Here is a 23516-nt window from a genome sequence, read left to right as displayed (position 1 = left end):
TTCCCCCTCTCACATTAAAAATGAGAAAACTCTTTTACTTCTTTATTATATGAATTCCTTTTTTCATTCTTTTTTAAGTTTTTGTAAAATTAAACAGTCTTCGTTAATTATTTGTTAAACCAATTTAGATTTTACAGGAATGAATACTCCCCCTAATTTCTTTCCTCCAACTAAATTTTAAGGGCTTGAGCATTACTACCCGTACACGCGAGATAAATTCCCACATTTTAACACGGAACTTACTCATTTCTACGTGTAACACTTATAATATTGAAATGAAAGTATTCATCATCAAAGAAAAAGAAAAAATGTCATATTCTAAATTCCAATACGATTAAACTTCTCAAACGATTCAACATTCTGTATACAATTGTCATATATTCTATCTGCTCCCATTTACCATACAAAGAAAAAAAGATTGAATTCTAATCTTTTTGTGATACCATATGTTATGAGCCTGTAAATAAACATCATAATTTTCAGATAAATACATTAAAAAAATTACGTTAGACTATAAAAGGGTGGGGTATTCATGGACTCACAAGTGATTTATGCCATTTTGGCATCTTTCATCACTGTACTCGTCGTTACTCCTTTAGTTATTAAGTTAGCTTTTAAAATAGGAGCAACAGATAAGCCAAACGCTCGTAAAGTGCACCAAAAGATCATGCCTCGTCTTGGCGGGTTAGCGATATTTATTGGTGTAGCTGTAGGATTTGTTGTCGGCGGCTTATACGAACAAAGAATGTTATCGATAACGCTAGGTGCGATTATCATTGTAATCATCGGTATTTTAGATGATATGTACGAGTTATCTGCGAAGGTAAAATTCGGTGGACAACTACTAGTTGCCATTATGATTGTAAAAAGTGGATTATTAGTGCAAGTATTATACATCCCAATCCTCGGGGATACTGAACTTGGATGGCTTGCTTATCCGATTACAGTATTTTGGATTGTAGGTATTACAAATGCAATCAACTTAATTGATGGCTTAGATGGATTATCTGCTGGTATTTCATCTATCGTACTTGCAACGCTAGCATATATGGCCTTCACTAGCCCATGGGGCACTGGAGCTGCTATTATCTTACCACTAGCATTAATTACATTAGCAAGTACAATTGGATTTTTATTCTACAACTTCCATCCAGCAAAAATATTCATGGGAGATACAGGCGCACTATTTTTAGGATACTGTATTTCTGTTATATCATTACTTGGATTATACAAAAGTGTAACGTTATTCAGCTTTATCGTTCCAGTTATTATTTTAGGCGTACCTGTATTTGATACGACATTTGCAATTATCCGCCGTATCGTAAATAAAAAACCTATTTCAGCACCAGATAAATCGCATTTACATCACCGTCTACTTGCAATGGGCTTCTCTCATCGTAAAACGGTACTAATTATATACGCATTCGGTATTTTCTTTAGTGTAAATGCAATCATTTTCTCTAGTGCGACATTATGGTTATCCATTATTCTTCTTTTCGTTTTAATCTTCTTTACAGAGATTATTGCTGAAGTAATCGGGCTTGTACACGAACGTTACAAACCAATTATTTCCTTTTATAAAAAAGTGAAAAAACGCGAAGACTAATTGTAGTATAGCCTTTACTATTATGAAATATTCAAATAGCATCCTCTTTCTTATAAGAGGATGCTATTTTTTTAATCCCCATTTCATATTTCCAAAATATAGTTTGTTTGAGAGTCCCACTATTGGAGAAAGATATACATAATAAGAAAAGGATTATATTTTCTTTTTTTACATCTTGATTGTCAAACTGAGGGTGAATGTTATGATCAAGCGAGTATTTCAATCCATTATTTTATTTTTAACAATTACTATGTACGCGTCATCTCATGCAGGAGCGACTACCATTCCCCCTGCTGAACATCATCCAAATACCGAAACTACCTCTTCTACCCAAAAAATCGCGTACTTAACATTTGATGACGGACCAAACAAATATACTACGCAAATTTTAAACATCTTAAAAGAAAAGAACGGAAAAGCAACTTTCTTTGTTATTGGTGGAAAAGTGCCACATTATAAAAAGACAATGCAACGATTGATTAAAGACGGACATTATATCGGACTTCACAGTATGTCACACGATGTAAAACGCCTTTACACTGGTGATCCATCTACTTTAATTACAGAGATGGAACAAGCACAAAGCATCGTTCAGCAAGTTACAAAATTAAATTCACATCTCGTTCGTGTCCCGTATGGTAGCATGCCTTACTTAAAAAAGAATTACCGTGATGCACTTGTATCAGCCCAGTATAAAATGTGGGATTGGACAATCGATACATATGACTGGAAAAGCTATGACAATCCTTCTGCCATACTAGAAAGAGTACGTAATCAGAGCGATGAACAAGTCGAAGTGATTTTAATGCATGATTCGAGTGTAACTGTACAAATACTTCCAAAGGTAATTGATTATTTACAGTCACAAGGATACAAACTGCTTCCCTATAATCCATCTTCTCATCTCGAAGTGAACTTTTGGAAAGACACAAGATTGTAACAGCTTTAGCGCTTATATGCTAAAGCTGTTTTATTTTTCTCTTCCCACCCTTCCCATTTTTGTGTAAAATTTTAAATAGTGATGAAGTTTCGAGGTGAATAGAAATGAAACGAATAGATCTCATTTTTAACGCAATACAAAAAGGCAATTATACAGAAGGTGTAACCGCATTAGAACTCGCTACCCTTCTGCAATTAGATCGCGCCAATGTAAGTAGCGACTTAAACAAACTTGTAAAAGATAAACGTTTATTAAAAACAAATACGCGTCCTGTTCGTTTTTATATCGAAACGAACGCTTCATTGGAAACGCATTCAAAAGAAGTGACTTCATTAGATACATTTGCAATTGAAAATACGAGCCTTAAAATCGCAATTGAAAAAGCGAAAGCTTCTATTCTCTATCCTCCAAACGGTATGCATACTTTACTGCTCGGAGAAACAGGAGTCGGAAAATCTATGTTCGCTTCTTTAATGCACGAATATGCAATTGAAGTCGAGCAGCTTCCTAAAAATGCACCATTTATCGTCTTTAACTGTGCTGATTACGCAAATAATCCACAGCTACTACTCGGGCAGTTATTTGGGATCAAAAAAGGAGCTTATACAGGGGCAAGTGATCAAAAAGGGTTAATTGAAAAAGCACATGAAGGGATCCTTTTCTTAGACGAAGTACATCGCCTTCCTCCAGAGGGACAAGAAATGCTTTTCACCTTTATTGACCGCGGTGTATACCGCCGCCTTGGAGAAACAGAAAACGAACGTAAGGCACAAGTATTAATCATTACTGCAACAACAGAAGAACCAAATTCATTTTTATTAAAAACATTTACAAGACGTATACCAATGACTGTCACGCTGCCACCACTTCGTGAGCGTACGCATAAAGAACGCTTTGCATTACTACAACTATTTTTCACAAATGAAGCAATCCGCCTGCGTAAAGAAATTCACGTTAGTCCGAATGCAATGCGAGCTTTCGTCTTTTACAATTGTCCCAATAACATTGGTCAATTAAAAACGGATGTACAAATTGCCTGCGCGAAAGCCTATTCTGACTTCGTGACAAAGAAACGTGATTCTGTCTATGTTTCAAGTACAGATTTACCTTGGTATATGAAAGAAGGACTATTCATTGAAAGAAAGAGCCGTCACCTATACCAAATACCGAATGAAACATTTGTATTTACAGGTGATGAAGGTTGGAGTAATCATAAAATAGAAAATGAAAAACAGTCTTCTATTTACGATTATATTGATTATAAATATGAAGAACTTCAAGCTCGCGGTATTGAAGAGGATGAATTAGAATTACTAATCGAAAATGATATTCAAAGCTTTTTCGTACAATATTTTAACCAAATGTCAAAAAAGACAAGTCATGAAAATGTTTTTAAAATTGTGGATCGTAATATCGTTTCCGTCTGTGAAAGAATTGCAGAACTTGCTGAAAAGCATTTATCTAAGACGTTTGATGAAAAAGTATTTCTCGCTTTAAGTCTACATGTACAGACAACTCTACAACGTTTGCAAGCTGGAAAACAAATTCATCACCCACAATTAAATCAAATTCGTACAAAATATAAAGAAGCGTTCTCTGTAGCTATGCAATGCATTCAACTACTGGAGGATGAATTACAAATAACAATGCCTATCGATGAAGCAGGCTTTTTAACAATGTTCTTCGTTGTTGATCCAATTCCTGCCTCGCAAACAGAAGTAAAAGTATTAATATTAGCGCACGGTAACGGCATCGCAACCGAAATGGCAAACGTCGCAAACGAACTGCTCGGCATTGATGAAGTAACCGGTATCGATATGCCATTACATGAATCACCGAAAGATTTCTTAGAACGTGTGAAAGTGTATATGAAGACACTCCAAAATGTAAACGGGCTCCTCTTACTTGTTGATATGGGATCGCTCGCTTATATTGGTGATATATTAGAAACTGAGTTCAAAATTCCAGTGCGTGTTCTTTCCATGACAAGCACTCCACATGCACTAGAAGCAGCTCGAAAAGCTCAGCTTGGCTACTCGTTAGATGCATTATATGAAACGGTGAAGAACTTAACACCGTTTTACTTAAACGTACAAGAAGAAAAGAAAAAGCCACTATCTCCAATGAAATCTGTTATTTTAACAGCTTGTTTAACTGGGGAAGGCAGTGCTTTAGCTATTCAAAAAATGTTGGAAAACTATTTGCGATTTGACAAAGACTTAATTGAAATTATTCCGATTAGTATCGTCCATGAAAAAGATTTAACGAAAATGATTGAGAACATAAAAAAAGAGCGGAATATTATTTGTATCGTCACGAATTTCGATGTACAGGTACCATGCTTAACGTATCATTTCCAAGACATTGTAAACTACACAGCGATTCAGCCAATTCAAGAATTAATTACGTATGAAGAAACATATGCAAAGATGGCTGATATTCTTGAACAACAAATGCAGCGTAACGACGGAGCACTACTTATTAAAACAATTCGTTACGCATTAAATACAATTCAAGAATTAATTTCCTTACAGCTAACTCCTGACAGTTTAATGGGTGTTATTCTTCATATGAGCTGTATGGTTGACCGTCTTCAAAAAGGAGAAAGCCTTCTCCCTCATCCAGATAAAGAGAAACGAAGACAAGATGAATACTGGATGTATATGAAAGTGAAAAAAGCGTTGCAACCGATTGAAAATACGTTTGAAATACAAATACCTGATGACGAAGTGTTTTATGTTATGGACTTCTTCATTAAAAATCAACCTACAAAAAATTAATCGAGGCAGTTCTTTAGTATATCGACTGTAACTTGGATTATATTAGCGATTTTCAATATATATCGATTTACCGGCAATAATCGCTAAAATTTGCACCTTATAGCAGAAAAGGCTGTTCCAAAATATGGACAGCCTTTTTTCTACTTCTTTACTTTCCTGATTCTTCCCCTGATTTCGCCCTTCTTATTGGACTTCGTATAAACATTTACATATACATTCGCCTGCACGATTTCTTGCAGTAAGCTATCAAACGCTCTCCCCTGTAACGGCCCTTCAAAATCTCCCACATTAGCTACACCAGTAACGACTCCTTCGTTTACACTAATCCCTTGCTTTAACGGACCAAATAACCTTAAAACAACTGGGCCAATTTGATCCGCTTTCCCTAAATGAATTTGGCATGATGTAACTTTTTCGATGTTTTTCAATATGACGCGATATTGTAATTTCTTTAAATCACCACTAAATATAAACTCTGCTACGCCAAAAGCTTCTGTATTTACAGGAGGTATTTCCCTCTTGCCTGTTAACCTCGCAAAGAAATGTGTTGTCATACGGGCATTCTCCTCATATAAATTTCCCAGCACTACTTCTACTACTTTATGGTTTATACATAATCATTTATGACTTTTTCAAGTGTTAATTACGAAGAAAAGATTCACACAATCTTTACATTACAATCGTTCCTTTTGCGTTACTACCTCCTGTATAATTCATTTAGGAAACACATTTTCGGAGGTTGTTTTGGAAAAAAACAAATACACTTTTCACACATTATTAGAGATTTTTCTCGTTTCATTTAAATTAGGACTTACTTCATTTGGTGGCCCCGTCGCCCATGTCGGCTATTTCCACCACGAATATGTACAAAAAAGAAAGTGGATGGATGAACGAAGCTATGGAGATTTAGTAGCACTATGTCAATTCCTTCCTGGCCCTGCTAGCAGCCAAGTCGGGATGGGGGTTGGATTATTAAGAGGCGGGATATTAGGAGCTATTATTTCATGGATTGGATTCACTTTACCGTCTGTGCTTGTTTTAGTTTTCTTTGCCTCATTCCTTAATCAGCTCAATCTTGGAAGTGCTGGCTGGATTCATGGGCTAAAACTTGTAGCAGTCGCTATTGTTGCTCATGCCATATGGGGAATGGCACAAAAATTAACGCCAGACCGAAATCGTGCGACGATTGCGATTGTAACTGCCGCAATCGCCTTATTATGGCCCAGCAGCTGGACACAAGTCACCCTTATTATAATATCTGGCTTTATAGGCTGGTTTTTATATCGCAACCAACCGATTAGCCAATCTCAACATATAAAAGTACGTATTTCAAAAAAGATAGCAGTTTCTTGTCTTATCTTATTCTTCGGGCTGTTACTACTGCTACCAATATTAAGACCGTTCTCTTATTACATCGCTTTATTTGATAGTTTCTATCGCTCTGGTGCACTTGTATTTGGAGGCGGACACGTCGTGCTACCTCTTCTTGAAGGTGAGTTCGTACAAAACGGAATGATGACGAAAGAACAGTTCCTAGCTGGATACGGATTAACACAAGCAATGCCAGGACCACTATTTACATTCACCTCTTATATAGGAGCAGTGCTAAACGGGACGCTTGGGGCAATACTTGCAACAATTGCGATTTTTCTTCCTGCTTTCTTGCTCGTTATTGGTGTTTTACCATTTTGGAACAGTGTGAGAAAAATATCTTTCATACAAGGCGCACTACTTGGAGTCAATGCCGCTGTTGTTGGTATTTTAATTGCCGCTTTTTATGATCCTATTTGGACAAGCACAATTATGAACGCTGTAGATTTTGTTTTTGCGTCTCTTCTATTTTGCTTGCTCGCTTTTTGGAAAACACCACCTTGGGTTATCGTTATACTCGGAGCCTTTGGCGGATATATTCTATCCATTTTGTAAATAGAAAAAACGACGGCATGATATAACCGTCGTTTTTTCTATTAAAACTTCACAAGCTCTATTCCTTCAGGCAATTCACTCTCTGTTAAAATACGCAATTCTTTCACGCGATCCATTACGTAAGAAGAACGCTTCACAAGCTCTGGATCAATATACGCTGGATGAACCATAATTTCTACCGTTTGTTCACCGTGTACTCTTTCTTTTAACTTCACAAAGTAATCTTCCGTCACACCATCCGCATAAAAGTCACTGTAAAATACGTCAGAAAACGGGCGTACTGCTCGCTCTTCCTCACAACGACGAATCGGAACATTATATGTAGCCGCTAATCTCTCAAGAACATCGTGCAAAATCGGTAAACTGTGCACATGGTGATGACTATCTAAATGAGTTGGTGTTAATCCGTAAGATAAGAATTTCTCAATTTGAGCAGTCCATTCTCGTTCGACTTCTTCCGGTTTTATCTTCCCTTCCCATACGATACTTTGTTTATGAAACAATCCATCTCTACTTACAAGTGATGGTACGTCTCCAAGAAGTGGTTTCCCTGCCGTTAATACGAGATGTACGCCTACTCCGAGTAGGTTATGTTCTTTCGCTAAACGTACTGCATGCTCTGTTCCCGGCATATTCATCATCATCGTCGTTGAATTTACAAGTCCGTTTATGTGCCCATCAATAATGCCGTAATTTGTACCTTCTGTAAGACCGAAATCATCTGCGTTTACAATTAACTTAATCATCGTAATACCTCCTAATAAAGTGAAACTTTAATCAGTGGGGGTTTTCTTCACCCCCCACTGATCATTAGCCCTCACCAATCGGACTTTAATGGGCAGCCCGACCCCCACCTAATTTCTTTGCTTTCGCTGAATTTTGAGGTAGGGGTCTTACTGCCCATTAAAGTGGGATAGAATAAAAAAAGCGGGCTAAATAGCGCCGCTTTATTTCTCTACCTTTTTGAAGAACTGTGGAAGATATTCCTTATGTGCTTCCAACATTTCATCTAAAATTTGTTTTGCCACTTTATCTGATGGTACAAGTGGATTAATTGTCATAGCAAGCAGCGCTTTATGATAATCCCCTGTAACAGCAGCTTCAATTGTTGTGCGCTCAAATGATTTAATTTGCTGTACTAAACCGCGAACTGGTACTGGAAGATCTCCAACTGCAATTGGTTTTGGACCTTCTTTCGTAATAATACAGTTCACTTCAACAGCCGAATCATGTGGCAAACTTGCAATTGTTCCATTGTTTCGTGTATTAACAGGCTGGATATCACCTTTATTATTATAAATAGACGTAATTAAGCTACATGCTGCGTCACTATAATAAGCGCCGCCACGTTTTTCTAATTGTGGTGGTTTAATATCTAAGTTCGGGTCTTTATATAACTCGAATAAATCATTTTCTAATTGTTTTACTACTTCTGCACGTGTACCTTTTTCAACTGAAGCTTCTTTCTCTTCTTCTAACATTTCACGTGTTTTGTAGTAATAACGGTGGTATGGACACGGAATTGCGCGAAGGCCGCGAATAAAGTCTGGCTCCCAGTTAAGCGCTGCAATATTTTCCATCGTAATTTGCTTTTCTGGATCTGTTACAAGCTCTAACACACGATCCATTACACTTACGCCATCTAAATATACGTCTAATCCGTATACCATATGATTTAAACCTGCGAAATCAACGTGAACACGACTTGCATCTACTTCAAGTAATTTTGCAAGACCCATGCGAATTCCGATTGGAACATTACATAGACCAACTACTCTTTGAATATTTGTATAACGAAGGACAGCTTCTGTTACCATACCTGCTGGGTTCGCGAAGTTAATTAACCATGCATTCGGACAAAGCTCCTCCATATCCTTACAAATATCTAAAATAACAGGAATCGTTCTCAGCGCTTTGAACAAACCACCAGGACCATTCGTTTCCTGACCGATTACATCATATTTTAATGGGATTGCTTCATCTTTCGCACGAGCTTCTAATAAACCTACGCGAAGCTGCGTTGTTACGAAATCAGCATCTTTTAATGCCTCGCGGCGATCAAGCGTTAAATGTACTTCGATTGGTAAACCAGATTTTTTCACCATACGTTTTGCTAAGTTACCAACGATTTCTAACTTTTCCTTTCCTGCCTCAATATCTACTAACCAAATTTCACGAACAGGAAGCTCATCATAACGTTTAATAAATCCTTCAATTAACTCTGGTGTATAACTAGATCCACCGCCGATTGTAGCAATTTTAATTCCAGTCATGCTTTATTCCCCTTTCGCTTCTAATTTTTTATAAAGGTCAATAAATTCTGCCGCCAATTCTTTTACTGTAATCGCATTCATTAAATGATCTTGTGCGTGAATTAAAAGGACACTAACCTCTGTTTTTTCTCCTCTTGCTTCTGATTGTATGAGCTCTGTTTGGAAATGATGCGCTTCATTAATCGCTTCTTTCGCCTTCACCATCGCTTCATCAGCCTCTGCCATTTTCCCCTGTTTGGCAAATTGAAGTGCCTCCATCGCAAAGCTTCGTGCATTACCACTATTTAAAATTAATTGAAATGGAATTTGTTCTGCTGTAGTCATCATAATTACCGCCCTCTCTATTATGGTTCAACCGATTTACATACCCCTTCAGTTTGAACATTTCTATTACATTATTATTTTATGAATGATAGTTTGGTGTTCTTGTAGATGGATTTCATCTTTTTGAACATGATATAAAGATAATTGTTCTCACAGATTATGTTATCTGTGAGAACAATTACTATGTTACATAGGTACAGAGTTGTTATTTCCTTGTGCTGCTGCTTTTTCAGTACGAACAACAGAACGGTCGCATAATACAACGAATGGATAGTAGATTACCATCGCAATTACAAAGTTGAATAACTGTAGAATTGCACCTGAAAGATGTCCACCTGTTACAAGATAACCACTAATAATTGGTGGTGTTGCCCATGGAATCATCGCTACTGTTTTTGGTACCCATCCAATAGATATAGCTGTATAAGAAGTTATTACTAATACAATTGGTGTTATGATAAACGGTAAGAATAAAACTGGGTTTAAAATAATTGGTGTACCAAAGATTACTGGTTCGTTAATATTGAATGCACCTGGCCCAATTGATAAGCGAGATACACCGCGTAATTGTGCACTTTTCGCTACAAGTAATACCACTACTAAGAACGCTAATGTTGCACCAGAACCACCAAGATATACGAAAGTATCAAAGAATGGTTTTGTAACAATGTTTGGAACATCAAATGCAGATGTGCCACCTTGGAATAGCTTCATGTTTTTCTCTAATGCCGGTAAGTATAATGGCTCAATAATACCACCAACGATATTTGGACCATGTAAACCGAAGAACCAAAGAAGATGAACAAGTAATACAATAACAATTGCACTTGGTAATGTTCCTGCTAAACTTTGCAGTGGTGATTGAATCGTATTAAAGATAAATTCATGAACACTTGTACCAGCTAATTTCACTGCTAATTGAATACCTGCAACTACTGTTAAGATAACAAAAGCTGGAACTATAGCTGCGAAAGATCTTAAAACTGCCGGTGGTACTCCATCAGGCATTTTAAAAGTAATGTTTCGTTGTACAAAGAAACGGAATACCTCAGTAACAAGGAGCGCCACAATAATTGCTACGAATAACCCTTGTGCACCTGTCCAAGCTAAGTTCAATCCGCCTTCTTTCGGTGTTGTTGGCGTAAGAATAATTAACGCACCAAATGAAATAATACCTGCTGACAAACCATCAACGCCGTAAGATTTTGCTAAGTTATAACTTGTTGTAAATGCTATGATTAGTGCTAGAATCGCGAAAGAACCAGTCCACATTCCACCGCCAACTTGTTTCCACGTTTCACCAAATAACCCTTTCATGAAATCTTGGAAAGCTTCAGACGGAAAACCATTAATTAGTGATGCCAGTGCACCAACTAAAATAAGTGGCATAACTGCAATAAATCCATCACGGATCGCAGCTAAGTGACGTTGCGATCCGATTTTACCAGCGACAGGAACAATATACTTCTCCATGAATGCAATAAACTTTTGCATTTCGCTTCCCCCCTAATTATTTTTTAAGTGTTAACGCGTGATCTAAAACTGCTTCTCCATTCATCATGCCGTAGTGCATTGGATTGATAACGTCGATTCCAACGTTTTTCTCATCAGCAAGCGTTTTCATTGAAGAAAGCATGTAACGAACTTGTGGTCCTAGTAATAATACATCTGCTTGATCGATATTGTTTTTTACTGCATCCCCAGATACAGCCCAAATCTTTCCTTCTAGACCGCGAGCTTTTGCAGCCGCTTCCATTTTTGTAACTAGTAAACTTGTAGACATCCCTGCTGAGCAACATAATAAAATATTCATTTGAAAATCCCCCTTGTGTAGTATAAAAAATTTATGTTTTATTTATTTTTCTTTACGCTATTTATTAATGCAATTAGCGTGCCAACTTTTTAAAACCACTAAAATCAGTGCTTTTTCGAGCATTTTCTTTGTGTGTTAACGCTTTCAATTAGTGTGTCACTCAAAAAACACACAGTGTGTTATAAAACAACACGCTTTTAACACATAACTGTATGAAAATAGATTAGTGTTTAGTTGTCTAGTTGTATTTAAAATAAAAAAACACTAAAAAATTTTTTTAGAATGAAAATCTAATAAAAAATAAACCTCTCTTAAACCCACTCTTCTCTCTATTGTCCAAGCAGCTTCTACTAGATTACATAGAATAGAGTAAAATAACACAATTCGAAAGGGGATTCCTATGCCAAAACATAGAAAACAGAAAAAAATAAAGATTTATAGAATAACTAGCTATAAAAAAGACAAGCGCTCTGAATTAGACTCTGACAAATTTGAACTAAAACAGCAAGAAATACAAAATAAGCAGGACAAGCAAAATAAACAGAACAAGCAGGACAAGCAAGAACAATTGGAACCTATAATAGAAACAAGTTCACACAACTTAGATATATGGGATGAAATTTCTCTCAAGGAAATACAAGCTGGTGAACATACAAGTTTATTTGCAGAACAAAGTAATTACCAAAATATTAATTTGTTACAAGTAAGCGATGTTCGTTTATATTTGGACAAGCAACTACAATTTAGTTCCGTTGATGAGCAAATTTATCATGAAGCACTTGTTCATCCAATTATGTCAAAAGTAATTGATCCAAAACGTGTTCTCATATTAGGTGGTGGCGATGGTCTTGCTTTACGAGAAGTTTTGAAATATGAAAATGTGCTACATGTAGACCTTGTTGATTTAGATGGATCGATGATTGATATGGCTCGTAACGTTCCTGAATTAGTTTCTTTGAACAAAAGCGCATTTTTTGATAATCGTGTGAACACACACGTATGTGATGCAAAAGAATTTCTGAATTCCCCTTCCTCTTTATACGATGTAATCATCATTGATTTTCCAGATCCAGCAACAGAGTTGTTAAGTACTTTATATACAAGCGAACTTTTTGCTCGTATAGCTACATTTTTAACAGAAGATGGAGCATTCGTCTGCCAATCTAATTCTCCTGCTGATGCACCACTTGTTTATTGGTGTATCGGTAATACAATTGAACATGCTGGATTGACTGTGAAAAGTTATCATACGATCGTTCCTTCTTTCGGAACTGACTGGGGATTTCATATTGCTGCTAACTCTGCCTATGTACTCGATCAAATTGAGCAATTATATGTTGTGCCAACTCCTCGAACATTACCTTCTCTTCTTTCTCCTTTATTTCAATTTAAAGAAGAACATTTAGAACAACGTAATCTCGCTCTTTTAAATTCAGAATCGAACCTTATCCTACATCAATGTTACAAAAAGGAAATGGAATTTTAACGATATTATAGTGAGGAGTGCTACCTTATGGAATACTCTACTTTCGGTAAGCATATAATAGTAGATTTATGGGGAGTGGACTTTTCTCTATTAGATGATGTTCACTTTTTAGAATATCATTTAGTTACCGCTGCTAATCGCTCTGGTGCCCATGTTTTAAACGTAAGTGCAAAAGAATTCGATCCGCATGGCGTTACTGTTTTAGTTTTACTATCTGAAAGCCACCTTTCTATTCACACTTATCCAGAAAAAAACTTTGCAGCCATTGACTGTTACACGTGCGGTACGACCGTTGAACCGCAAATAGCGATTGATTATATCGTAAGTATATTAAAACCAAATGAGATGCATATAAAAAAGCTAATCCGTGGTATAGGGAAGATTGTTACTACCGATTAAATACCACCCTTACTCATTTCTAAAAAGGAGGATTGTAAATACCATCAGTGGAACGAACACTCCACTGATGGTACAGACACATACATAAAAAACCTTGCATACGCAAGGTTCATTCAGCTACTGACATCTTCTTATATAATTCTACAAATTCACTCGCTAATTCCTTCACCGTAATTGCATTCATTAAATGATCTTGTGCGTGCACCATCAAAAGGGTAACTTCGGTCTTTTCCCCACCAGCTTCTTTCTGTATGAGATCCGTCTGTACACGGTGCGCCTCTTTTAATTCCTCTAACGCTTCTTGTAATTTAGCTTCTGCTTCTGTAAACTCTCCACGCTTTGCGCAATCAATTGCTTCCATTGAACAACTTCTCGCATTTCCCCCATGCAAGATTAAGTGAAAGGCCTTCGTTTCTATCGTATCCATTTTAGTTCTTTACTCCCCCTTTTCTTCCGCCACTTTTTGTTTATCCCATATTTTTAAGAACGGTAAATAAATGAAGAATGCAAGCGCAAAGTTAACAAGTTGTAAAACAACACCTGAAATTTTCCCACCTGATCCTAAATATCCACTAAATAGAATTGGTGTCGTCCAAGGAACAGCAGCACCGCTCGGACGAGCAACTAATCCCCATTCCATTGCAAAGTAAGAAACAATTGTTAACACAACTGGAACCAATATAAATGGGATTAATAAAATTGGATTCATGACAATCGGCATCCCAAAAGTTACCATCTCATTAATATTAAATATACCAGGCGCAATTGACAATCTACCTATACTTTTTAATTGCTGACTTCGGGCAAATAATAACATTCCTACAACTAAAGCAAGCGTTGCACCAGATCCGCCCATATAAATCCATAAATCAAAAAACTGTGCAGTAATCGTATTTGGTATATCTTGCCCTGCTTGGTAAGCAATTCGGTTTTGATCCATTAACGACAACCAAACGGGACTCATTACACCACCAACAATAGTAGCTCCATGAATTCCACATGACCAAAGAACATGAACGAGAATAACAGCTATTATTGCGCCCCAAAGACTAGCACCAAGTACACTAAGTGGTTCCTGTAAAATTTGCCCTACAATATTATGGATACTGCCAAAAGAAGTATTTTCTATAATTAAGCGTAAAATCCAAATAACCGTTACAACAATAAATCCTGGAACAAGTGCGGCAAATGAACGTGTCACAGCTGGCGGAACTGTCTCTGGCATCTTTATAATTATCTTTTTTTGTACAATAAACCGATAAAGCTCAGTAGATATAAGTGCAATAATCATTGCTACAAATAACCCTTGGCTTCCCATTAATGCAGCTGGGATAGCACCTTCTACAAGTACACTCTCTTTTGTACTTGGTATAATATATGCAACTTGAAATGGCGTCGCAAGTAAAAATGTCACAAGCGACAATGCCCCGGATGCTAAAGCGTCCACTTTATAATATTCTCCAAGCCTGTAAGCGATTCCAAAAACAGCTATTAAAGCCATTATATTAAAAGTTGCACTAACTGGATACCCCAAAGCCCTCTGCCAATTCTCCCCAAACAAACCGGCCATAAAATCATTATAACCTGGTATTGGTAAAGCACTAATGATGAGGAAAAATGATCCTATAATTAAGAAAGGCATCGTCAATACAAGTCCATCACGAATTGCTAGTAAGTGCCTCTGCTCTGCAACCTTCCCTGCTACTGGCATTACATATTTCTCTAAAAACCGTATCATCTATCCCACTCTCCTCATGGTTTCATTAACAAAGCTGCTTGCAGGATTGCTTCCCCATTACAAAGCCCGTAATGGACAGATTGAATGACATCAACAGGTACTCCCTTCTCCTTACATAACTCTTTCATTTTCGGTAATAAATAACGTACTTGTGGTCCAAGTAAAAGTACATCAGCTTCATCTATGTGACTATTTACTTCAGAACCTGATACTGCCCAAATCTTTACCTCTATCCCTCTTGCCTCTGCTGCTTTCTCCATTTTCGTAACAATTAAACTGGAAGACATTCCCGCTGCACAGCAAAGTAAAATATTCATCCCTTTTCCCTCCCCCTTTTTCCAAACCTAAGTTACGGCGCATCCTTTGCCACCACTAGGTTACAAATATATATGTCTAGATTTCCTGCTGTATGCCGAGCTTAAAAACAAAAATTTCTCGGTTTTCACGCTATTCCATCTATCATTATTCTCCTAGTAAAGAGGACGCTAACTCGCTATAATAATTCAGTATGATTTTTTTTATTGATAGGAGGATATATTTATGAAGGCATATCGCTTTCCACTTATTTTATTATCTTCTATCCTAATTGGTGGTTTCATTGGTTATTTCATGGGTGCCGATGCAGTTGCTTTAAAGCCGCTTGGTGACATTTTCTTAAACTTAATGTTTACGATTGTTGTACCGTTAGTGTTCTTTAGCATTGCATCATCTATTGCTAATATGGATGGATTAAAACGTTTCGGTAAAATTATGTCTAGTATGGCTGGGACTTTCTTATTTACAAGTATTTTAGCTGCTATTTTTATGATTATTGTCGTGAAGGTATTCCCGCCAGCACAAGGTGTTGTATTAGAACTAACACAACCTGACAAAGCTGAAAAAGCAGTTAGTGTTGCAGATCAAATTGTCGGTATTCTAACAGTATCTGACTTCTCGAAGTTACTATCTCGTGAAAATATGTTAGCTCTTATTTTCTTTTCTATTTTAATGGGGGTTGCAACTTCAGCAGTTGGTGAAAAAGGAAAGCCATTCGCTACATTCTTACAAGCTGGTGCAGAAATTTCAATGAAAGTTGTATCTTTCATTATGTACTACGCTCCAATCGGACTTGCTGCTTACTTCGCAGCATTAGTTGGTGAATTTGGACCACAACTTCTTGGAACTTACTTCCGAGCAGCAATGGTATACTATCCAGCGTCTCTCATTTACTTCTTTGTATTCTTCACGTTCTATGCATACCTTGCAGGTCGCAAACAAGGTGTACAAGTATTTTGGAAAAATATGGTCTCTCCTACAGTTACATCACTTGCAACTTGTAGTAGTGCTGCTAGTATTCCAGCGAACTTGGAAGCAACGAAGAAAATGGGTATCTCGTCTGACGTTCGTGAAACAGTTGTCCTTCTTGGATCTACACTTCATAAAGACGGCTCTGTTTTAGGCGGCGTATTAAAGATCGCTTTCTTATTCGGTATTTTCAACATGGAATTCGAAGGACCGAAAACATTAGCAATCGCACTTGTTGTTTCTCTATTAGTAGGAACAGTAATGGGCGCTATTCCAGGCGGCGGTATGATTGGTGAAATGTTAATCGTTTCTTTATATGGCTTCCCGCCAGAAGCATTACCAATTATCGCAGCAATCAGTACAATCATTGATCCTCCTGCAACGATGTTAAACGTAACAGCAGATAACGCTTGTGCCGTAATGACAGCTCGCCTTGTAGAAGGTAAGAACTGGATCAAAAACAAATTTGCTTAATAAATAGAAAGAGGATGCTCGTTTTGAGCATCCTCTTTTTGTCGTTATTTGTTGATAAGTCGATATCCCTTGTCGAAACGTCGATATATTGAAAAAATCGTCGATATAATCTATTCCGCCACAAATTTGTTAAAACCTTCACAAATATTCCACACTCATTATCCATTCTCCGTACTATAATCATGTATGGAAAAGGAGATGGACCTAATGACCCAAAGCGCACCAGAATTTAAAGTTTTGCAAAGCATTGCATTCCTTGCTGTCGTTTTGCAAAGTTCCTTATTATATACAATGAATCAAGGAAATGTTTTACTTGAGCAATCCCTCATTATGGGCATGCTATTTAACCTTGCAAAATTTTCAGCACCTGCATTCATATTTATCATCGGCTTTCACTTAATTCGGCAATATACGAAGCAACTAGCCTACACAGAATATCTTTATGAAAAAGCCGCACATTTACTCATCCCTTATTTCTTCTGGTCTATTCTTTACTTATTAACAACAAACGATATGATTACACTACAAAGCGGAATAAAAAGTTTATTACTCGGAACAGCAGCACCCCATCTTTGGTACGTAATTATGATGTTCCAAATTCACTTATTGTTTCCTTTGCTATGCACGCTATTTTATTGGTTTCAAAAACGAACAGAAAATAAAAAAGACATATATAAATATATGACCGTCTTTGCTTCTCTATATTTCCTCTTAATGTGGTATTCTTCTCACTACATTTTTAATGGAGAGAAATTGACTAGCTCAACCATTTTGCATTATACAGACCGTTCCTTCTTCTTCTACTCATTCTATTTTGTCATGGGAGGAATCGCTGCTGTCGCACTAAAAGCGTGGCGTACATTTGTCATAAAACATATTCCTCTTATTACAATCTTATTTTTTATCTTATTTTTATTCATCAATTATGAGTTATTTAGTTTTTACGGAGCAAACTCTATTCATTTAACCGTTTCGACTTATTTAAAACCGTCTATGTTTTTATATATCGTATGCGAGATTATTATACTTTACGTGCTGTCTATTACAATCGTACAGCGACGCGGTTTCTTATATAAAGCTTTACGCTTTATCGGGAATTACACATATGGTGCTTATTTAGCTCACTTTTTCTTCTTGCAACTATGTACAAAATTTCTTTCTTTATTCACACTGCAAGAAAACACAATATTATATAGCCTATTATTATTTACAATAACGGCCACAATCTCAATTTCAGCAATGGTCATTTGCAGTACACTACCACTTCATACGTGGATTACGGGCCCTTCTCCTAGGACAAATATGAAATGGGCGAAGATTGTACTTCGGAAAAATCATGAAAAAGTATTCAAACCATATCTTTGATATAATAGAATTCCATACAAGAAAAGAAAGTAGGACACACCTATGATTAATCAAATTGGACAAATTATGTTATATGTAAATAACCAAGACGAAACAGTGCAATTTTGGACAGAAAAAGTAGGGTTCCAAATCATCGGTGAAGAAAATAACGGAAAAGGATTTCGCTGGATTGAAATCGCTCCAACGAAAGATGCAGGCACAAGCATCGTCCTTCACGATAAAGCGTTAATTGCGAAGATGCAACCTGAATTAAACTTACATACGCCTTCACTTATGTTCTTCTCTAATAACTTAGATCAACTGTATAAAGATCTTTCTGAGAAAAACGTTACAGTTGGACAAGTTGTAGATTTACCTACAGGTAGAGCATTCAACTTTGCTGATAACGAAAATAATTATTTTGCGGTAATGGAACGCAAATAAAAAAGAAGCTATCCGAAAAAACGGATAGCTTCTTTCATTTTAAGAAACTTGTTCTGCATTCGTTTCCTTATGCTGTATATGACTCGTGATCCAAGCAATTCCGCCGGCAACAACGAGATAGCATAATAATATTAAAATTTGCATTTGTAATTGCGACCAATCTCCTAAAGAAATCACATCTTGTAGCCCTCTAAGAGAATGGGACATTGGGAGAAATTGTCCAATCTTGCTAAGAATAGCTATATTTAATTCTCCTGGGAAAGTACCCCCGCTCGTCGCTAATTGCAAGACGAGAAGTGTTACCGCTAAGAACTTTCCAACGAGACCAAATACCGTTACTAACATGAGAATAAATGTCATGAACGTAAAGGAAATAACAATACTTGATAAGATAAAGAGTGGCACACTTGCAACTTCTAATTTCATAGCTCCTAGCACAACCACATCTACTAGTAATGCTTGAATAAGTCCAATTACATATACCAATCCTAGTTTATTAATAAAATGTACCGTTCCGCTTACCTTCATATTTTGTCTACGGCCAAGAGGTAAAATATTCGATGCCATAATTCCGCCAACATAAAATGCAAGTGATAAGAAATATGGTGCAATACCTGAACCGTAATTAGGTACATCAGAAACTGTCGACTTCACTAATTGAACTGGCTCTGAGAACATCGTATTGCGTGCATCATCATTGCGAACATCCGCTATCTTCTCTGCACCCTCTCCCAATTTCGTAGAAAGTTCTTTCGCGCCATCGTCAAGTTTAACAAGTCCGTTCGTTAACTGATCAGCACCGTGATTTAGCTCTGTTCCACCACTCGCAAGGTGATTTACACCTTCTTGTAATGATGTAAATCCACTTCCCCACTTCGTAAATCCATTAGCTAAATTTGCAGCACCATCTGCAAGCTTTTTCGTTCCAGTAGTAGCCTCATTTAACTTAACTCCGAATGTATTCATGCCTTCTTCAATCTTATGCTGACCATCCGCAAGCTTCTGCGCACCTTGTGTCAATTGTTGTTGGCTGTTATTTAAAGTATTTGTTGCTTTAGCTAATCCATTAGAAGTAGCAATAATCTTTTGAAAGGCAGGATCTTGTTGCACTTCTGGATGACTTTTCACGTACTCTTCTAATTGTTGCTTTACACTATTTGCTGCATTGTCCGCTTTCACTTGCCCTTCAGCAAGTTTCTCACTTCCGTTCATCCATTCATTTGTACCAGCACTTAATTCACTAACCCCTGATTGTAAAGTTTTTTCACCTTGCACCAATAACTCCATCCCGCTATGAAGCGAATTTGCTCCTTGGCTTAGCTCGTTTGCTCCGCCAGTTAAGGCTGATTGGCTAGCAGCAAGTTTTTCACTTCCCTCTTTCACTTTTGATGTCCCTTCATTTAAACGATGAATACCATCTGCAAGCTGATTGGCCCCATTTTTTGCATCTGTCGTTCCTTCATGTAACTTCTCAGCCCCATTACTTGCATCACTCAATCCTTGTGCTAAGTCTTGAAACTTTGAAAAGACACCTTCTGTATAAGATTTCGTAATACTATTTGAAATTTTTGTTTTCATATTTTCAACAGCTGTCGTTCCAATTTGAGCTGCTACAAAGTTTTTACCCGGATTTACTTTGTACTGAAGCTGCGCTGGCTCTGGTTTCTCATCCATTAGTGTACTTACCTTTTGAGAGAAGTCCTCTGGAATCGTAACAACCATATAATACTTATCTTCTTTCAACCCTTCATCAGCATGTTTTTTTGATACGAAATGAAAAGCTAGTTCCTTATTCTCTTTTAAATTTTTTACAAAATCGTCTCCTGCATGAATTGTTTTTTCATCCATCGCAGCACCCTTATCTAAATTTACAATCGCAACAGGTAATTTATCTAATTTCCCATATGGATCCCAGTATCCAGCTAAAAAGAATCCTGAATAAATTAAAGGAACGATTAATAAAAAAATTAAAGCGATACGTCCATGTTTATGGTGCCACATCGCTTTCCAATCTTTAAATATAAGTTGAATTCCCTTCATGAAACATACTCCTTCTCCTAATTTCACACCATTACAATGGTTTAACAGATTTACTATACACGCCACTTTTCATACTGTATAATACATCTTTAATTATCAATTCATTCCTTTTAGTCTATAGAAAGGAGAGTCAAAATGGAACTTCTTCAACTAAAATACTTTCAGACAGTCGCACGATTAGAACATATGACAAAAGCGGCTGAGGAATTGCATATCGCACAACCTTCGCTCAGCAAAACAATTGCTAGATTAGAAAAAGACTTAGGCGTCCCGCTATTTGATCGCCAAGGTCGACAGATTACATTAAACTCTTTTGGGAAAGTATTTTTAAAACGAGTAGAGCGCATTTTTCATGAATTAAGTGAAGGTGAACGAGAAATTAAAGATTTAGCTGAATTACAACAAAGCTCTATTACACTGGCAGTTTCTATTCCGAGAATATTACCAGAACTACTCGGTTCTTTTTTACTAGAACATCCTAACGTTCGTTTCCAACAGTTTCTCGCATCTACTCCTTCTATGAAACGACAACTAGATAATATAGAAATTGACTTTTGCATTTCTTCTGTGCCAATTGAAGGCGAGGAAATTATGTGGGAACCACTTATTACAGAAGAAATTTTCTTAGTCGTCCCTTCAGGTCATCGTTTATCAGGACGCAACAGTATTCACCTGCATGAAGTAAAAAACGAATCGTTTATTAGTATGAACACTGGTTACGGATTTCGGCACTTAACAGATGAATTTTGCAAGGAAGCTGGTTTCACTCCGCATATCGCTTTTGAAGTAGATGAACCAACCGTAATTAGCGACCTTATTAAGCAAGGTCTCGGCATCGCTTTCGTCCCAAGTTTAACTTTATTAAAAAACTCTACTTTAGCATTAAATAAGTTACGTATTATTGAACCGAATTGCGAGCGAACTATCGGCTTAAGTTGGTCGAAAAAACGCTATTTATCGAAAACTGCTCAGCAATTTCGTGAATTCGTGATTGACTACTTCTCTAATATTAGGACGTAAAATTACATCGATAAATAACGATATAAATAGAAGGTGCCCCCTCAAAAGGATGGCACCTTCTATTTCTTACTCTTCTCCAATTCCATTTCCGCTAAAAGTGGCAATACGTTATCGAAAATATGCGTATTATTATTTTCACCCGTTACGTATCCACCGTAATATCTACTAAATACATTATCATTTCGAAATGTAACCATATGATCATATAGTTCCTTTGCAAACTTTGTATCACCTGTTTGTAGTACGTACATAATCGTTAATCCGTAAGCCGCTGGTGATTCATAATTCACAGTTTGTTTTCCCGTTTCTAAATTGTAACGGCCGTATAGCTTTCCATCCTCCTGAAATTTCTTCTTTATAAATTCCAAGTAAGCATCTGATGAAAGTCCACCTAGACTCCGGTGATAGGCAACGTATGATTGATCAATTAAATTCACTTCTTTATCGTACGTAAATGTACCATCTTCTTTATACTCTTTCGGGAATGCCCAGCCATGCCTTGGGTAATCCGCTAACAATTGAACGACTTCCTGATATTGCTGAGCAGAAACTTTACCGTACTTCTTCATATAAGAGAATGCGTGCGGATTTAAGTATGATGTAGTTGCAAAGTTATTTTGTTTTCCTGCATCTGCATCATAATAATCAACGTAATAATTACCTTTCTTATTATAACGAATTACAGCATCGCTCAATTGATCTGCCAAGGTTTTATAACGCTCTTCCTTATACATTTCATAAGCACGATATAATTGTTCTATAATACGAAGATCATCTATAAGTGCATTGGTAGCAGACTGTATTTCTCCCTTTTCAGAGATTTTCCATATAACGATTTGATCCTTATGTACAAAGTTATTTTGAATAACCTTAACTTGTTCATCGAATAACGCTTGATCGTCTTTATCGAGTGTATATTGTAGCCATAGCCCTGCCGATTCCGATAAAGCTTCACGGCCCTTCGCTTCACCCGTTCCTGCCTTTGTATCCGCTAAACGATATGTAGCAAGCGTCCCATTTTCATTCACCATATGTCTCAAAATAAAATGTTCTGTACGGTTTCCTTGTATAGCTGACCAAAATACAATTCCACCTAAAGCGATTAAGAGAACAACTCCAACCCCTATATATAAACGTTTCCTCAATCTATTCACCTCCCTAATAAGGCTAGCCTTAATTTTACCAGAACATACGTAAAATTAAAAAAGACAATCTATTAGATTGTCTCCCGTTCCTCTATCCCTCACAAGCCTCTTTAGAAGGTCTATATAGCGATTCCACAAGTCGATCATATTCACGACGCGTAATCTCTTTATTATACAGCTTCAATAATAAATCTCTATGCTCTTTTGAAAATGCCATCTTTTTAATGACTTCAGGATACATAAAACATCCTCTCCATTTCACATAAACTTCTTCACCCCGGAAAAAAAGAACTTATGTTCGCATAAAAGATTATAAAATATTCCTTACTAAAAAACAAACAAAATATTATTAAACATTAACTTTTTTCTTTTTAGAATATTCAAACATTATGTTACCATATCCACTTTTTAAATACATATATATTTTTGGTAGTTTTTTTGAATAAATCTTCCAATTCAATCAGAAAATAATGGCAAAAA

The 23516-nt window shown here is 36.7% G+C and carries 22 protein-coding genes; 10 read left to right on the top strand and 12 right to left on the bottom strand.

The window, feature by feature from the left end:
- Positions 1-532 precede the first annotated feature (532 nt).
- The 3 genes from ACZ76X_RS26185 to ACZ76X_RS26175 all read left to right on the top strand — a co-directional run bounded on the left by ACZ76X_RS26185 (position 533) and on the right by ACZ76X_RS26175 (position 5326).
- Positions 533-1606: a glycosyltransferase family 4 protein gene (locus ACZ76X_RS26185; RefSeq protein ID WP_061529281.1), complete on the top strand. Its 1074-nt coding sequence runs from the start codon at positions 533-535 to the stop codon at positions 1604-1606.
- A 202-nt stretch (positions 1607-1808) separates the two neighbouring features.
- The gene (locus ACZ76X_RS26180) at positions 1809-2546 is read left to right on the top strand and encodes a polysaccharide deacetylase family protein (protein WP_098669937.1); all 738 of its coding nucleotides are present in this window, start codon (positions 1809-1811) and stop codon (positions 2544-2546) included.
- Positions 2547-2650: 104 nt separating this feature from the next.
- Entirely contained in the window at positions 2651-5326 is a 2676-nt protein-coding gene (locus ACZ76X_RS26175; protein WP_479852152.1) for a sigma-54-dependent transcriptional regulator, read from the top strand.
- A gap of 140 nt (positions 5327-5466) precedes the next feature.
- Here the strand turns inward: ACZ76X_RS26175 and exsM are convergent, their stop codons facing one another.
- Positions 5467-5880, bottom strand: a complete 414-nt coding sequence (gene exsM / locus ACZ76X_RS26170) for an exosporium regulatory protein ExsM (RefSeq protein ID WP_479852151.1) — start codon at positions 5878-5880, stop codon at positions 5467-5469.
- Between the two features lie 190 nt (positions 5881-6070).
- Here exsM and ACZ76X_RS26165 point away from each other — a divergent pair, with 190 nt between their 5' ends.
- The gene (locus tag ACZ76X_RS26165) at positions 6071-7252 is read left to right on the top strand and encodes a chromate transporter (protein ID WP_479852150.1); all 1182 of its coding nucleotides are present in this window, start codon (positions 6071-6073) and stop codon (positions 7250-7252) included.
- A gap of 41 nt (positions 7253-7293) precedes the next feature.
- On the opposite strand, the gene chbG is transcribed toward ACZ76X_RS26165, so the two are convergent.
- The 5 genes from chbG to ACZ76X_RS26140 form a co-directional block, all read right to left on the bottom strand.
- Complete coding sequence (chbG, locus tag ACZ76X_RS26160; protein ID WP_479852149.1) at positions 7294-7998, bottom strand: chitin disaccharide deacetylase; 705 nt, start codon at positions 7996-7998, stop codon at positions 7294-7296.
- Positions 7999-8199: 201 nt separating this feature from the next.
- Complete coding sequence (gene celF, locus ACZ76X_RS26155; protein WP_000145750.1) at positions 8200-9525, bottom strand: 6-phospho-beta-glucosidase; 1326 nt, start codon at positions 9523-9525, stop codon at positions 8200-8202.
- A 3-nt stretch (positions 9526-9528) separates the two neighbouring features.
- Complete coding sequence (locus ACZ76X_RS26150; RefSeq protein WP_000989055.1) at positions 9529-9852, bottom strand: PTS lactose/cellobiose transporter subunit IIA; 324 nt, start codon at positions 9850-9852, stop codon at positions 9529-9531.
- A gap of 183 nt (positions 9853-10035) precedes the next feature.
- Positions 10036-11343: a PTS cellobiose transporter subunit IIC gene (celB, locus tag ACZ76X_RS26145; protein WP_001168822.1), complete on the bottom strand. Its 1308-nt coding sequence runs from the start codon at positions 11341-11343 to the stop codon at positions 10036-10038.
- 16 nt (positions 11344-11359) lie between these two features.
- The gene (locus tag ACZ76X_RS26140; RefSeq protein ID WP_001023563.1) at positions 11360-11662 is read right to left on the bottom strand and encodes a PTS sugar transporter subunit IIB; all 303 of its coding nucleotides are present in this window, start codon (positions 11660-11662) and stop codon (positions 11360-11362) included.
- 400 nt (positions 11663-12062) lie between these two features.
- On the opposite strand from ACZ76X_RS26140, the gene ACZ76X_RS26135 reads away from it, so the two are divergent.
- On the top strand, positions 12063-13148 hold the full coding sequence (locus tag ACZ76X_RS26135) for a polyamine aminopropyltransferase (RefSeq protein ID WP_479852148.1): 1086 nt from the start codon (positions 12063-12065) through the stop codon (positions 13146-13148).
- Positions 13149-13175: 27 nt separating this feature from the next.
- On the top strand, positions 13176-13547 hold the full coding sequence (gene speD / locus ACZ76X_RS26130; RefSeq protein WP_479852147.1) for an adenosylmethionine decarboxylase: 372 nt from the start codon (positions 13176-13178) through the stop codon (positions 13545-13547).
- Between the two features lie 109 nt (positions 13548-13656).
- On the opposite strand, the gene ACZ76X_RS26125 is transcribed toward speD, so the two are convergent.
- The 3 genes from ACZ76X_RS26125 to ACZ76X_RS26115 are packed head-to-tail and all read right to left on the bottom strand — an operon-like array spanning position 13657 to position 15602.
- Positions 13657-13974, bottom strand: coding sequence for a PTS sugar transporter subunit IIA (locus ACZ76X_RS26125; RefSeq protein ID WP_000379634.1), 318 nt, complete (start codon positions 13972-13974; stop codon positions 13657-13659).
- 9 nt (positions 13975-13983) lie between these two features.
- The gene (gene celB, locus ACZ76X_RS26120; RefSeq protein WP_000617770.1) at positions 13984-15285 is read right to left on the bottom strand and encodes a PTS cellobiose transporter subunit IIC; all 1302 of its coding nucleotides are present in this window, start codon (positions 15283-15285) and stop codon (positions 13984-13986) included.
- Between the two features lie 14 nt (positions 15286-15299).
- Positions 15300-15602, bottom strand: coding sequence for a lactose/cellobiose PTS transporter subunit IIB (locus ACZ76X_RS26115; protein WP_479852146.1), 303 nt, complete (start codon positions 15600-15602; stop codon positions 15300-15302).
- Positions 15603-15825: 223 nt separating this feature from the next.
- Between ACZ76X_RS26115 and ACZ76X_RS26110 the strand changes: the two genes are divergently transcribed.
- The 3 genes from ACZ76X_RS26110 to ACZ76X_RS26100 all read left to right on the top strand — a co-directional run bounded on the left by ACZ76X_RS26110 (position 15826) and on the right by ACZ76X_RS26100 (position 18831).
- Positions 15826-17043 (top strand): dicarboxylate/amino acid:cation symporter, encoded by a 1218-nt coding sequence (locus tag ACZ76X_RS26110; protein WP_000649373.1) that lies wholly within the window; start codon positions 15826-15828, stop codon positions 17041-17043.
- A gap of 207 nt (positions 17044-17250) precedes the next feature.
- Positions 17251-18408, top strand: a complete 1158-nt coding sequence (locus ACZ76X_RS26105) for an acyltransferase (RefSeq protein WP_479852145.1) — start codon at positions 17251-17253, stop codon at positions 18406-18408.
- A gap of 42 nt (positions 18409-18450) precedes the next feature.
- Positions 18451-18831, top strand: coding sequence for a VOC family protein (locus ACZ76X_RS26100; protein ID WP_479852144.1), 381 nt, complete (start codon positions 18451-18453; stop codon positions 18829-18831).
- Positions 18832-18870: 39 nt separating this feature from the next.
- On the opposite strand, the gene ACZ76X_RS26095 is transcribed toward ACZ76X_RS26100, so the two are convergent.
- Entirely contained in the window at positions 18871-20871 is a 2001-nt protein-coding gene (locus ACZ76X_RS26095) for a YhgE/Pip family protein (RefSeq protein ID WP_479852143.1), read from the bottom strand.
- 135 nt (positions 20872-21006) lie between these two features.
- On the opposite strand from ACZ76X_RS26095, the gene ACZ76X_RS26090 reads away from it, so the two are divergent.
- A complete protein-coding gene (locus ACZ76X_RS26090) occupies positions 21007-21891 on the top strand; it encodes a LysR family transcriptional regulator (protein ID WP_479852142.1) in 885 nt (294 codons plus the stop codon).
- Positions 21892-21950: 59 nt separating this feature from the next.
- On the opposite strand, the gene ACZ76X_RS26085 is transcribed toward ACZ76X_RS26090, so the two are convergent.
- Both ACZ76X_RS26085 and ACZ76X_RS26080 read right to left on the bottom strand, forming a co-directional pair.
- Entirely contained in the window at positions 21951-23036 is a 1086-nt protein-coding gene (locus ACZ76X_RS26085) for a transcriptional regulator (RefSeq protein ID WP_342716358.1), read from the bottom strand.
- Between the two features lie 91 nt (positions 23037-23127).
- A complete protein-coding gene (locus ACZ76X_RS26080; RefSeq protein ID WP_002174240.1) occupies positions 23128-23277 on the bottom strand; it encodes a hypothetical protein in 150 nt (49 codons plus the stop codon).
- Between the last annotated feature and the right edge of the window lie 239 nt (positions 23278-23516).

The sequence above is a fragment of the Bacillus sp. BC05(2025) genome (genome assembly GCF_056725905.1).
The sequence above is the reverse complement of the archived record's forward strand: the minus strand, read 5'-3'. Positions and strand labels throughout refer to the sequence as shown.